Here is a 13,308-nt window from a genome sequence, read left to right as displayed (position 1 = left end):
GCTGGAAGGATTGAAAGGCGAAGAAAGGTGGACTCGCATCAATGCGCTCCCGCCAGTTGACGGCCGATGCGCACGTCCGCCGCGTCGCGGCTGCGCGTGCGCTCGCCGAGCCACGAGACCCAGCCCAGGCGCGGCGCATTGCCCTTGGCATGGCCCAGGCGCGTGACGGGCACCTGTGCTTTTTCGAGCACCAGCTCGGCGTCCCATTCGAGTTCGTCGCCCAGCAGTTGCAGCATCCAGCGCTGCAGCACGGGCTGCGCATTGCCGACCTCGCGCGTGGGCAGGAACATGCGGTACTGGTCCAGCGTGAGCGGGCCCAGGTGCAGGCGCACGCGGTGCTGCCGGTCCCACGCGCGCGTGCCGAGCATCGCGCCCATGCCCATCGAACGCGAACTCTCGCCCTGCCCCAGCCGCGTCAGCTCGCCGGCCGGCAGGCTCATCCAGTGGCCGACCCAACGCTCCAGCGTCACGGGCACGCCGAAGTAGCAGCACAGCACCGACGCCACGCTCTCGGCGTTGTGCACGCGGCGCGCAAGCCAGCCCGAAAAATGCAGGCGCGCGTCGTCGTGCACCTCGTCGCGCTCGATGCGCCCCGGCGCGCCGATGCCGACCAGCGCGCCGATCTGCAACCGAAACCGGTCTTCGTCCGGCCGGTCGAGCGCCACCGCCGGACGCGCCTGCGCCCAGGCCCGGTAGAAGTGCAGCGAGAAGCGATGCAGGAAGGTGTCGAGAAAGGCCAGCCAGGTCGGGTCGCCATGGTTCAGGCTGCGCTCGCGGATGAAGTCGCTCAGGTGCACCGGCAACGGACCGTTGGGGCCGATGTAGCTGAAGAAATGCTGGCGCAGCCGCGGCGGCGAATACGTGCTCGCCGCCTCGAAGCGGCTGAAGCTGGCCGGCGCGAACGACAGCGAAGGCTCCTGCCCCACGCGCAGCGGCTCGGCGCTCGGCAGCAGCGCGCGGCCCCAGCGCGGCGTGGTCCTTGCCACCGACTCCAGCCGGCGCAGCGCCGCGAAGTAGTCGAAGGACCACGGCTCGGCCGACCATGCGTGCACCGCGCCGGCAACGCGCGACGCCGCAGTGCCAGCAGGCGCTGCCGCAGCCGTTGCTGGTGCGGCGGCTACAGGATCTGGCGCGTCCCGCACAGCGGTCTCCAGCGCATGGTCTCGCCCTTGCCCGCGATGCGAAGCACGGTCTCGACGAAATGATTGACCTCGACGTGGCGCGCCAGATAGCGCGCCAGCACGGCACCGAACAGGAACACGCTGTGGCCGTGAAAGGCGTCCTTGTCGACTTCGAGCGTCACTTCGAGCCCGCGCCCGAATGCGATCGGCCCCTTCATCGGCAGGCGGCGCGCCACTGGCTTGCTCTTGACCGACAGCAGCCCGCGCACCTGGCCCTGGCGCATTTCGTCGGCATGCACCGCGTAGAGCATCAAGGTTTCGCGCAGCGCCGCGGCGCCCTGCTGCGGCGTGCTGTCGGACAGCGAAAGGTAGTTGAGCGCGAGGTGATCGAGCACGCGCCAGCCCAGCCCCTGGCTCACCACCGGCGACACCGGCCGCGACGGGCCGCGCACCATGCGCACGCGCTGCACGGGGAAGGAGTCGACGCAGTCGAAGTCGTTGTCGCGGCCCACGGGCAGCAGCAGCGGCAGGTCGCGGTTGGTGCACAGCGCCGTCACGGCCAGCTGCCGCAGCGTGGCCGCATACGGCGCCTGCTGCGGATCGACGATCTGCATGTAGACCTCGGAGCCGATGTGGCTGCTGCGATGGCCTTCGGTGCGCTGGCGCACCGAGAGCATGCGCGGCTCGCGCGTGGTCGTGAAGTAGGCCGGGTGGCTGTGTCGCGTGCCGTGGAAGGCCGAATAGAACGGCCGGAAGACCTGCTCGACGGCGGCCGTGTCCGTGCCCGGCGCGCCATGGCCGATGGCCTCGGTGACGGTGTGCACCTCGAAGTCCTGCGGCCGCGTGCGGTCGGGCAGCAGGTGGAACTGGCTCACGCCTTCGGTCAGCGGCACGCGGTCCAGGCGCCGACTGAACAGGTTGATGGCCGGCACGCAATGCAGCTGCACGTTGTCGGCGCTCACCAGCTTCTCGAGCGCGGCATCGCCACGCGAAAAGAGCAGCACGATCTCGACCTCGGTCACGGGCATGTCCGCCAGCAGCGGCTGCAGGCCGGCAATGCGCGCGAACTGGAAGCGCTGCGGAAAGGCAAAGTACTCCTGCAGCAGGCGAAAGCCCGAGAAGCCCGTGGCGGTCACGGGCAACAGCGCCTCGTCGTCCTCGAAGCCCACGGCGCGGATCGCATCGGGCGGCAGGTGGCGCACCTCGCCCTGCAAGGCGCCCGAGGGCGACAGCGGCCGCACCATCACGCCGATGGGCTGGCCCAGCGTGCATTCGTGCAGTTGCCAGGCCACGTCTTCGCCGCCGCTGAAATGCAGCACGAGGTCGTCGAGCGCGATCTGGCTGAAGTCGAGGCCGGCGGTGGTGTGCAGCGCGATGCGCAGGCCGCCGCGAATGCTGCGCGCCTGCGGGTGCGTGTTCAGCGGCAGGTCGGGCGCATAGGTGAAGTACTGGGCGCGCTGGATCTCCAGCGGCCACACGCGCAGCGCGGCGGCGGTACGGAATTCGCAATGCGTGTTCTGGCCCACGGCCTGCCGCGCGCGCAGGCCGCTGCCGCGCGGCAGCGCCGGGCCGGTGGCCAGGTTGGCGTCTTCCGGGTCGGGCGCGAAAGACACCACCGCCATCGACGGCGTGGGCGCTAGGAAGTGCGGATAGACGACGTCGAGCAGGTGCCCGGTGAAGCGCGGGTACTCGGCATCGAGCTTGAGGTTGACGCGCGCCGACAGGAAGGCCGTGGCCTCGATCAGGCGCTCGACATACGGGTCGGCGACCTCCTGGCCTTCGATGCCCAGGCGATGCGCGATCTTCGGAAAGGCGCGCGCGAATTCCGACGCGCTTTCGCGGAAGTAGCGCAGCTCCTGCTCGTACAGGGTCAGCAGCCGGGGGTCCATGGCATGGGGCTCATGGTTTTTGCGTCGTGTCCTGGATCTCGATGCGCCCCTCTTCCAGGTCGACGCGGCTGCGCATCAAGAACTCCAGCGGCACGGGCTGCGCCCAGAGCATGCCGCGTATCTGCAGGCCGATGCTGTTGTGGGAGTCCAGGGCGGAGCCTTCCATGATGAGTTCCACTTCGAGAGTGCGGGACAGGATGCGCGGCTCGAACTGCAGGATCGCGTTCTTCAAAGCCTGTTCCATGCTGACACGCTGCACCGACGAGGTGAACTGGCCAGACAGCATAGGCAATCCGTAGTTGACGACCGAGCGCGCCGCGTTCGGAAACTGCCGGTCGTCCATCGCGAGGCCATAGCCGGTGGCGTTGAAGAGCCAGCCCAGGTCGCGCAGCACGGCCGCGCGCAAGGCCTGGCGGGTCAGCGTGCGTTTCTCGTCGCTCTCGCGCTTCTCGCTGGGGGCGTTGTCGACGAGGCGGTCGAGCAGCGAAGGCTGCAGGCGCTCCTGGGCCGCGGCAACGTCAACCATGGCCGGCCTCGTTCGCATCGTGCGCGCCGTCCGTAGCGCCAGACGCGTGCGTGAACAGGATCTCGCGCACGTCCATGAGCGCATATTCGCCCGCGTCGCTGCCGAGCACGCGCTGCCCGTAGCCGGCCCAGACCTCGGGCCGCAGCTCGCGCCACTCGGTCTTGCGCGCGAGCCGCAGCTCGCCGTCTTCCATCTTCTCGGTGCCTTCGTAGCGCGTGGGAATCAGCGCAAGCGTTTCGCCGCCGTTCTCGAACTGCAGGTGCGCGGGCATCCACACGCAGTCGCGCAGGTCTTCGGGCGGCTCGATCTTGATGTGCGCCAGGCGCGCGTACGGGATCCAGTAGTACTTGCCGTTGACGAAAGCTTCGAGCACCGGGCCCAGCCGCATGTCGGCATCGGCCAGCCATTCGAAGGGCGCGCCGTCGATGGTGCCGCCGATGGCGGGCGCACCATCGAAGGCACGCTGGCGCAGGTCTTCGGCCAGTGCCGCTTCGCCGCGCCCCTGGCGCAGCAGCGATTCGATGAGCAGCGCCAGCCATTCGTCGGGCTGTCCGAAGATCATGGGCGTGCGCGTGCCCGCGAACACTTCGGCGCGCAGGCCTTCGCAGCGCACGGCGTCGCCGTACACCTGCTTCATCGGCACGGCGAGCGCGTCGAGTTCGGCCGCGACGGTGAGCTGGTTGAGCGCGCGCTCCCACTGCCCCAGCACGCACAGCAGCTGCGCCATGAAGACGCGGTACTTGCTGTCGGCGGGCCTGGCGCGCACCTCGTCGCTCAGTGCCTTGAGGGCGCCGACCGGATCGGCGGACTTGATGAGTTCGGCAGCGGTCATGGCGTGGCTTTCCTGATCGGGCTCAGTGGTTGACGAGCTTGGCGGCGCGCACCGCGCCGCGGATGCCGCTGACCAGCTGCGGCGCGCTCTTGATCTCGATGGCGCGGTAGCTGAACACGACGATCTCGCAAGGCCGCTTGGGCACGCCGCCCGTCAGGATCGCGTGCTGGCTGACGCGGCCGCCGGTGAGTTCGATCTCGAAGAAGGGCTGCCGGTCGGCGTTGTCGCCGCCGGCCTTGAAGACCAGGATGTTGACGATCAGGTCGCTGTCCTGGCTGTACAGCAGGCTGGCGATCGAGGCGGTGGCGGCATCGCAATCGCGCACCACCGCCAGCGGCAGCCCCCGCGCGACGCCCTTGCCGGAACCAGGCGCGGACGCGACCTCCGCCACGTAGGAGTAGCCGCCAATTTCCAGCACCTCCATGTTGTCCGAGAAGAGGGTCTGGATCTCGCCCGCGACCTTCTTGCCCTTGCTCTCGACCGACATGTAGAAGTCGCTGCCCGATGCCTGCGACAGCAGGTCGAGCATGCGCAGCGCGTCGTCGGTCTCCAGGTACCCGCCGTTGTTGAATGACATTGCCATCTCCTGAAAAAACTACCGTGCGGGCGAGGCATCGCCCGCCCACCGGACCACCGCGGCAAAGGCCTGCCGCTCGCTGTCGGGCTGCAATGCCCCGCGCACCCGCACGTCGGGCGCCGTGTTGATGGCCACCGCGCCGGTGCCGAACAATCGCGGCGCGCTGTACGGCGCGGCCGGCGTGGCCAGCACGAGCAGCCGGCTGCCTTCGGCGTTGAACCACGGCAGCTCGAAGCGCTTGGCGGCGGGCGACTCACGCGTGCCGCGCTTGAAGCGGTTGGTCTCGCCCGGGTCTTCGGGGTAGACCTGTCGCGCACCGCCCTGCGGGTCGATGCCGACGATGACGAGGTCCACCGAGCGCGCGCTGGTGTTGCGCACGTTGAGCACGGCGCGCTCGCCGTTGCGCAGCGGCAGGAGCTTCGCGTCGATCTGCTGCGCGGAGCCGCTGCGCACCAGGCGATCGCCGTTCCAGACTTCGAACACCGCGTCGAAGCCGTCGAACTGCGCGTCCTTGGCGATGGTGTAGAGCTGGTTGAGCCACTTGAGGCGGGCCAGCACTTCAAGGCGCCGGCGCGCCACAGCCGCGTCGGCGGGCACCGGCTTCGCACCCGCGCCCGCGCCGAGCTGCGGCGAGAGCACTTCGAGCCGGCCGGCGGACCAGCGGACGTCGGCGCCGTCCGCGTCGTTCACGGTAACGACGGAGGCCGGGTATTCAAGGCTCAGCCCGGTCGGCAGGCCCTGCTCCGCACGCACGCGCAGCGCGACCGCGGCCGGCTCGCCCAGCGGCGTGATGTTCCAGAGCACGGCGCCGGTGAGCTCGCGCAACGCGGGCGGCACCGCCATCCGCGCCTTGTCGGTGAAGGCCTGCGCGAGCGTGCCCTCGGCGCTGCGCACGGTGCCGTCGTCCATGGTGGCCAGCACGCGCAGCGGCTGCTGCGCCACCAGGCCGTCGAGCTGACCGGCCTGCAGCGTGAGCGTGTCGCCGGAGCGCTGCGCGCGCCAGACCGGGCGGGTCGAGACGGCGGGCGCGCGGTTGGCGAACAGCGGCGCGTCGAGGTTGCCCTCGGCCACGGGCGACGGCAGCTCGCGCGTGGGAAAGCGCTGCGCGAGTTCGTCGATGACTGGCGGGTAGAGCGCGAGCACGCCGTCGAACAGGTCGCGCCAGGTGGCGGGCTTGCGCGACAGGGCCTCGACCACGGCCCAGGTCAGCAGGCCCTGCGGCCGGGCACTTCGGCTCTTGCGCGGCAACCGCAGCTCGGGCGTGATCTGGTGGCTCTCGGAGGCGAAGAGCGCGACGTAGCGGGCACGCGGCACGGTCTCTGCCGGCACGGGCGGGGTCACCGCGCGCGCGGTCGTGGATGGGTCCGGTGCATTGCCTCCACCGCCACTGGCCAGTTGCACCGCACGCAGGCCGCGCCAGCGCACTTCGTCGTCGGCCGGGCCTTCGGCGGTGGCCGGCGCATCGACGGTGCCACGCGTCATGGAGTTGGCGGAGCAGGTGTCGAACACCGAGGCGACGAAGACGTTGCGGGCAAGAAAGGCCTGGATCCAGCCGTCGAAATCGACATCGCGCAGGTCGCCCGTCAGCACGTTGTCGCTGCCGAGCGTGCCGCGCACGTCGCGCGCAAGGAAGTTCTCCGACAGGCCATCGGGCTCCTGGTAGCGCTTGGCGGTGTCGCGCAAACGGGTGCCGTGGCCGGAGAAATAGAGCAGCACGAAGTCGCCGCTTTTCGACTGCGCGAGCAGCCGCGCCAGCGCCTCGTGGATGGCCTGCGCATCGGGCAGCGCGGCGCCGCTCACGCCGTCGGCGAGCAGCACGATGTCGGAGGTTGCGAAGCCTTGCTTGAGCAGCGCGTCGCGCATGAGCATCACGTCGTTGCGCGGGGCCTGCAGCCAGAGGGCCTGCGGCTGGTTGACGAGTTCGGAGACGCCGACGAGCAAGGCGCGCTGGGTGGCGAAGGCGCTGCCTGAAATGAACAGCAGGCACACCAGCAGCAGCCGCATTGCTCCTTCCCCCTTTGGGGGAAGGCTGGGATGGGGGCAGGCAGAGCGCCCGATGGATACGCCGCGTGCCCCCACCCCCGCCCTCCCCCAGAGGGGGAGGGAGAAAGGCGAACGCGCAGCCGCTCTCATGGCCGCTCCGACGCCGGCCCCACCGACTCGACCAGCGGCGACGCCGCCAGCACCGACAGGCCTTCGACCGGGTCCGGCACGCGCAGGCGCCACGTACCGCCGGCGCCTGGCCCGCCCACCACTTCCGCCGAGACCGACTGCAGCAGCCGGTCGGCCTCGTCCATGCGCACGCCGTCCTTCCATCGCACGAACAGATCGGCGCGCACCGGTACGGGCGCGGTCGGCACGGTGCGGTAGCGCACCTCGTCGTCTTCCGTGCCACCACCGCCGCCGCCGAGCAGGCCGATGTTCTGCACCACCACGCACAGGGCCAGCACCGCGAAGGCCGGGCGCACCCAGCCGTCGGCGCCGAACCAGCGCCGGATGCTGCCCCACCAGCCGTCTTCGGGCTTGGGCAATGGCGTGGCGCGCGCGGGCGGCACGGGCGCCGCGTTCGGTGACGGCACGGACGATGGCACCGGCGACGGCGCCGCGCCCAGTCGCAGGCCCACGTCGCGGTACAGCGCCTGGTAGTCGGCGCGCGGGTCCTGCGGGCCGAGCGGCGTGCCGGTGAGCACCGAGAACGCACCGCCCACGCTGCGCAAGGCGATGCGTCCGGGCTCGGGCGCAATGGCCAGTGCGGCCCGTGCGGCCCATTCGTCGTGCACCGCGCGAACCGCCGCGAGCCGCGTGGCCGAGATTTCGCCCTGCACGCGCGCGCACAGCTGCGGACTGGCTTCGAGCGTGAGCAGGTTCCAGGTCTGGACCACGCCGAACATCGGCTCGAAGGGCTCGTCGTCGGGCTCCAGCAGCACGTCGAAGGCGCTGGCCCAGTCGGCCTCGGCGGCGGCCATCCAGCCTTGCCACAAGTCGTCGTGGATGCAGCGGTCGAGCAGCACGCCCAGCAGCCGCCCTTCATGCACGACGCTGACGAGGCGGCCCGGCATCCACCGCGCGGTGAAGGCGCGCCGGGCGACGGCCTCGCGGCGCCGGGCCAGTTCGGCGAGCGGCAGGAGCAGGTCCGACAGCGCGGGAGCGGGCGCGGGCGAAGGTTCGGACCCCGTTCCGGGCGTCGTCGAACCCGGCATGGCCACCGTGGCCACGGCGGGTATCGCCTCGCCGGGCGCGGGTGCGGCGGTCTCGAACGCGTTGCGGATCACACTGAGCGGGGGCCAGAGTTCGGTGTTCATGGCGTCTGTTCCTGAATGGCTATGTCTTCAGGCGTAAGACGCTTCAGCGCCGAGGATTTTGAAAACCTGCAGGATCGCCGCCATGTTCTCGGCCTCGATGGCGATGCCCAGCGTCTGCTGGAGCCAGCCGCCGAGCCGGGTCTTGGCGTAGTCCGCCGTGAGCCCCTCGCGCTTGTGCACGAGGCCCAGCCGGCCCGCGCGGTAGTGGTACGAGGCGATGGCATGGCGCGAGGCGATACCCGACAGGCCGCCCTCGGCCTCCTTGCCGAAGCCCTCGCACAGCAGCAGGCGCTCGGGCTCGGGCAGCTCGGCGATGAAGGCGCGCGCGGCCAGTTGCACGGCCTGCGCGCTCAGGCCGTGTTCGGCCAGGCAGCCTTCGAGGTCTTCGCCGGCGCCGATCTCGTCTTCGAGCTGGGCCTCGGTGATCTGCTCGCCGATCGAGAGCTTGCGGCGAAACGCGCTGGCGCGCGTGCAGTCGATCAGGTAGCGCCGGAAGTACGCGCACAACGCGAACGCGGTCGACGGCGCGCTGTGGCCCGCGCGCTCTTCCGACTCGTCGGGGTCGGCGTCGAGCCGCAGCACCTTGACGTAGATGAACTGCGCCACCAGCTCCTGCCGCCCTTCGCCCAGCACCTGCAGCTCGGGCGGATTGCAGGCCACCAGCGCATTGCCGACGATGCGGTACATGGTGCCCATGTCGTTCGGGGACAGCGTCTGCCGCCGCCGCCAGAGGCGGACGAGTTCAGTGCTTTCCGCGGACGACAGGGTTTCTTGCATGGCGTCAGCGGCCGCCGCCGGGCCGCCCCAAGGCGGGCCGCGCCTCCCCCTCGGGGGGTGGAGTTACACGAGCGCAGCGAGTGAAAAGCCGGGGGGCAAACATGATGTCAGTCGTCCACGCACACGCCTTCGGTGGGCACCAGGCACTGCGGCAGGTTGGCGCCCACGGGCCCGCCACGCGTGCGGATGGCCGACGACGCCGCGGCCTGCGCCACGGCCAGGCCGCGCGGCAGAAGAATCCACAGCTGGCCGCGCTCCTTCATACGGCGCGCATTGGTCGCGGCCTGCTGGCCGTTGCCGAAGAAGTAGTCGGCCCGCACCGCGCCGCGGATGGCACCGCCGGTGTCTTGCGCGATGGTCAGGCGCTGCATGGGCGCGCCGCTGCCGGGCGTGCGGGTCGAGACGAACACCGGGTAGCCCAGCGGCGTGCTGCGCGGATCGACCGCGATCGAACGCCCCGCCGACAGCGGCACGCCGAAGGCGCCCACCGGCCCGCCGACCGGCGACGCGGCTTCCTTGAAGAACACATAGCTCGGGTCCTTGATGCCCGAGCCCGACACAGCGCCCGCCGCGTGCCGCCCCGGCACCACGACCGCGCCACTGCTCGCCGGCCGCACCAGCGTGAAGCCGCGCGTGCGGATGGTGCCGGGCGCGACGGCGCCGGTGTCGTCGTCGTCATCGCCATCGTCCAGCTGCAGCTCAATCGACGAGCCGCGCACCTTGACCGCGCTGCGCGGCTTGCCGTTGGCGGCCTGCGCGAGCGTGGGGCGGAAGGGCTGGCCGTTCTGCTCGGCGTAGGCCACGCGGATGATCTCGCCGCTGGCCAGCTTGATGCGGCCCGAGCCCTGGATCTGCATTTCGTACAGCGCGGTGGCGCTGCTCACGAAGGCCAGCACCTTGGCGTTGGGCGCGCCCTTGGTCTCGATCTCTTCGCGCGTGTAGTACGGCAGCAGCTGCTTGCCCTCGACCCGCAGGCGCACCTTGCGGTCGATGGTGTCGCGCGAGATGCCCGAGAGGTCGAGCGCATACAGGCCCGGCGCGCCCATGTCGCGCGTGCTCAGGCCGGTCTGCACCACCACGTTGCGCCCTTCGACCCGGGCCGCCACCGTGCCGTTGCCCGCGGGCAGCTTGCGCGCATCAGCGAACAGCATGTCGTCGGGCTGGCCGTACACCGGATAGATGAACGGCGCGGCGTACTGCCGGCTGCCCGCGATCTCGGGCTCGAAGTAGCCGGTGACCACGCCGTCGGGCCGACGGTCGTCGTCGCGGATCTGGTAGGCCGAGAAGCCGTTCTCGAAGAAGCCGCGGATCGCGGTGTTGTTCTTGCCGTCGACCTTCTGGGCCCTGTCGCACACCTCCTTCCATTCGGCGCCGCGCGCGGTCAGCACCTTGCAGCTGCCGAGAAAGGCGGGCCAGCTTTCGGAGAAATCGTCGCGCGACCAGCCCGGCACCGCGTCGAAGCTGACCGAGGTATAGGTGGCCAGCTGCGTCGAGAAGGTGCGCGCCTGCCCCGCCACGCTGGCCCCCGTGGGCGGCGGCCGCGAGGCGGCCGATGTGTCGGGGGCGGTGGCGCCGGTGTCGGGCGTCGTCGATGCCGGCGGTGGCGCGGCGCAACCCGCCAGCGAAGCGACGGCCGCGGCAACGGCCCAGCGAAGCAGTGCGGGTGTGAAGCGCGTCGACTGTGAGGTGGTGTGCATGAAGGTCTCCTTGTCCGAGAAGCGGCGGCCCGCGGGGCCAACGCTCTACAGACGATTACTTCTCGACGATTTTGAAATTCGCGACGCCATAGACGTCGTTGCATGGCGCACCGCCGGTCGGGCACACCGGCTTGCCCAGCAACGGCGACGGCCCGTTGCCGCGCGTGGCTTCGAGTGCGGCCAGCACCGGCAGCGGAAACACCGGGAACACGCCGTCGTTCTGCACGCCCGCCGCGCTGAAGTCGCGCTCGTGCTCGCTCACGAGCACCGCGAACTGGTCGGTGCCCGCGGGCCCGCCCGCGTCCATCGGCCACGACGCACGCGGCAGCGAGAGCGTGCCGCCGGCGGTGATCTTGTTGTACTTGTCGAGCAGGTTCGGGAACAGCAGGAACATCTCGCCGCCGCTGGACAGCAGGAACACATAGACGAAGCCTTCGCGCTTGCTGCGGACCTCGAAGGCGAGCCTGTCCTTGCCGATGGCGACCTCGGCCTTCTTCGGCGCGGCCGAAACGTCGAAGCCTGCCGCCGCGCCGGCCGCGAGCGATTGCAGCGAATCGGTGGGCGTGCGCGGTGCGGGTGGGGGCGGTGGTGGCGCAGGCGGTGCGGGGGGCGGTGCCGGAGGGGCTTCGGCGACCTTGACGTCGGGGGTGGGTGGTGGCGTGGGCGTCGTGCTCTGCTTGCCGCTGCCACCACCACTGTTGCTGCTCACGTCGCCAGCCGGTGTGCGGCCCTGCAGCCACCACCAGCCGCCACCCGCCACGACTGCGGCGATGGCGACCGAGGCGAGTGCGATCACGGTCTTGCTCTTGCCTGTGCCGTTGTTGTTCTTGCCGTCTTCAGAAATGGGCGCCGGTGGCGATGCCTTGCCGCTGCCGGTCTTGTTCTTGTTGCCAGTGCCGCCGCTGGCGATGACCGTGGCCGCATCGGCATTGTTGTTGCCGGCGTTGCCGCTGCGCGCCCCCGAAGGCGGCTGCGTGCGCGGCGTGGGCGCGATGCTGTGGCCCACGTCGAGGTCGAGCGCCGCACGCAGCTCGGCCATCGACTGCGGCCGCTGCTCGGGCCGCACGCCCAGGCCCGCGTCGATCGCCTGCAGCAGCCGCAGGCTGTAGCGCTGGCGCAGGATGTCGTTGCCCGCCAGCGGCACATAGCTATCGGACAGCAGCCGCGCCACCGACGGCGGCGGCGCGCGGCCGCACACCGCCACGTGCATCACGGCCGCGAGCGCGTACACGTCGGTCCACGCGCCCTGGGACATGTCGGGCATCTCGGCGTACTGCTCGATGGGCGCGTAGCCCGGCTTGAGGATGACGGTGATCGCCTGCGTCTTGTCGGTGATCACGCGCCGCGCCGCGCCGAAGTCGAGCACCACCGGACGGCCCGAGCCTTCGAGCAGGATGATGTTGTCGGGCGCGATGTCGCGGTGGTAGCAATGGGCGTGATGCATCACGGCCAGCGCCTGCGTGACGCCATCCATGATGCGGATGAGCCAGGCCTCGTCGACACCTGCCGGAATGGCCACCAGCGCCTCTCTCAGCGTGTCGCCCTTGTAGAAGGGCATGACCATGTAGGTGGTGCCCTTTTCCTGCCAGAAGCGGTAGACCTTGAGCAGCGACGGGTGGTCGAACTGGGCGAGCAGGCGGGCTTCGTTGATGAAGCTGCGCATGCCGAGGTCGAAGGTTTCCCTGTGGCGCTCGGACAGGGGGACTACGGTGCCGTCCTGCTGTCTTGTCGACAGGGACGTTGGCAGGTACTCCTTGATGGCGACCACGCGTTCGAGGGTGTGGTCCCAGGCTTCGTAGACGACGCCGAAGCCGCCCTGGCCTATGACTCTGGTGATTTCGAATTCTGCGAGGCGGCTGCCTACGGGGAGGAGGCCGGCTTCGTGGCTGCCTGTGGCTGGGTTTGTGACTGGTACTGCGGGGCCTGTTCCGGACGGGCTGGTGGTGGAGCCGGCTGTGATGACGGTTGCTGATGAGTCGCCGCTGGCTGTTGGTGGCTGGGCGGGTCTTGAGACGACGCGTGTGCGGTCGTCTTCTGGTGGCGGGGTTTGGGGGGAGTCGGTCATTGACTGGCTCCTGGTTGTTGAATGCCTTCGGGGTTGTTTTTGCTGAGGCTGAGGGGTTGCTTCGCGAGGCCGGGGGTTCGCGCTTCTTGCGAAGGGCAGAGGCCGGGTCTCGCCCCGGCGGGCGACCTACTTTTCTTTGCTTCGCCAAAGAAACGTAGGCAAAAGAAAGGCGACCCCACTGTCTGCGACCCCTGCGCTTCGCTACGGGGCAACCTGCGGTGCTCACGTTTCGCGGGGTCTCGCCCAAACTCGCTTCGCTCAAACAAGGGCGAGCCCTGATCCGCGAAACGCTCCGCTCCTCGGCGCAGCCAGAGGGGCTTGGATACCGAACGCGCCATCGCTTCGCTCGGCTTGGGGCCGGGCCTTTGCTTCGCTCGACTTGGGCTCTGGCTCTGACTCCCTCTCCCCTTGAGGAGAGGGTTGGGGTGAGGGTCGACGGCGCAGGAACACCGCCTCGCCTGGATGAAAGCCGATACCCTCCCCCCCGCCCTCTCCCCAAGGAGAGAGGGCGCAACACCCAAG

General features: G+C 70.1%; 10 protein-coding genes. All 10 read right to left on the bottom strand.

All coding sequences use genetic code 11. The features are described from left to right. Positions 1–38 precede the first annotated feature (38 nt). The 10 genes from tssG to BLQ28_RS32180 all read right to left on the bottom strand — a co-directional run bounded on the left by tssG (position 39) and on the right by BLQ28_RS32180 (position 12,786). Entirely contained in the window at positions 39–1,142 is a 1,104-nt protein-coding gene (gene tssG, locus BLQ28_RS32225; protein ID WP_256327540.1) for a type VI secretion system baseplate subunit TssG, read from the bottom strand. Further along, positions 1,118–3,010 (bottom strand): type VI secretion system baseplate subunit TssF, encoded by a 1,893-nt coding sequence (tssF, locus tag BLQ28_RS32220; RefSeq protein ID WP_093247412.1) that lies wholly within the window; start codon positions 3,008–3,010, stop codon positions 1,118–1,120. The genes tssG and tssF overlap by 25 nt, the downstream gene beginning before the upstream one ends. Before the next feature lie 10 nt (positions 3,011–3,020). After that, positions 3,021–3,536, bottom strand: coding sequence for a type VI secretion system baseplate subunit TssE (tssE, locus tag BLQ28_RS32215; protein ID WP_093247411.1), 516 nt, complete (start codon positions 3,534–3,536; stop codon positions 3,021–3,023). Further along, on the bottom strand, positions 3,529–4,368 hold the full coding sequence (locus BLQ28_RS32210; protein WP_093247410.1) for a type VI secretion system accessory protein TagJ: 840 nt from the start codon (positions 4,366–4,368) through the stop codon (positions 3,529–3,531). The genes tssE and BLQ28_RS32210 overlap by 8 nt, the downstream gene beginning before the upstream one ends. Positions 4,369–4,390: 22 nt before the next feature. After that, positions 4,391–4,945 (bottom strand): type VI secretion system tube protein Hcp, encoded by a 555-nt coding sequence (locus BLQ28_RS32205; protein WP_093247409.1) that lies wholly within the window; start codon positions 4,943–4,945, stop codon positions 4,391–4,393. Between the two features lie 18 nt (positions 4,946–4,963). Next, the gene (locus BLQ28_RS32200) at positions 4,964–6,949 is read right to left on the bottom strand and encodes a caspase family protein (protein WP_256327539.1); all 1,986 of its coding nucleotides are present in this window, start codon (positions 6,947–6,949) and stop codon (positions 4,964–4,966) included. Between the two features lie 125 nt (positions 6,950–7,074). Then, a complete protein-coding gene (locus BLQ28_RS32195) occupies positions 7,075–8,247 on the bottom strand; it encodes a hypothetical protein (RefSeq protein ID WP_093247407.1) in 1,173 nt (390 codons plus the stop codon). A gap of 27 nt (positions 8,248–8,274) precedes the next feature. Further along, entirely contained in the window at positions 8,275–9,024 is a 750-nt protein-coding gene (locus BLQ28_RS32190) for a hypothetical protein (RefSeq protein WP_093247406.1), read from the bottom strand. 107 nt (positions 9,025–9,131) lie between these two features. Next, positions 9,132–10,721: a murein transglycosylase A gene (locus BLQ28_RS32185; protein WP_093247405.1), complete on the bottom strand. Its 1,590-nt coding sequence runs from the start codon at positions 10,719–10,721 to the stop codon at positions 9,132–9,134. 55 nt (positions 10,722–10,776) lie between these two features. Further along, a complete protein-coding gene (locus BLQ28_RS32180) occupies positions 10,777–12,786 on the bottom strand; it encodes a serine/threonine-protein kinase (RefSeq protein WP_093247404.1) in 2,010 nt (669 codons plus the stop codon). Positions 12,787–13,308: the final 522 nt, after the last annotated feature.

Source organism: Variovorax sp. EL159 (assembly GCF_900100965.1).
Classification (GTDB): domain Bacteria; phylum Pseudomonadota; class Gammaproteobacteria; order Burkholderiales; family Burkholderiaceae_C; genus Variovorax.
This window is presented reverse-complemented; position numbering and strand designations above follow the sequence as displayed.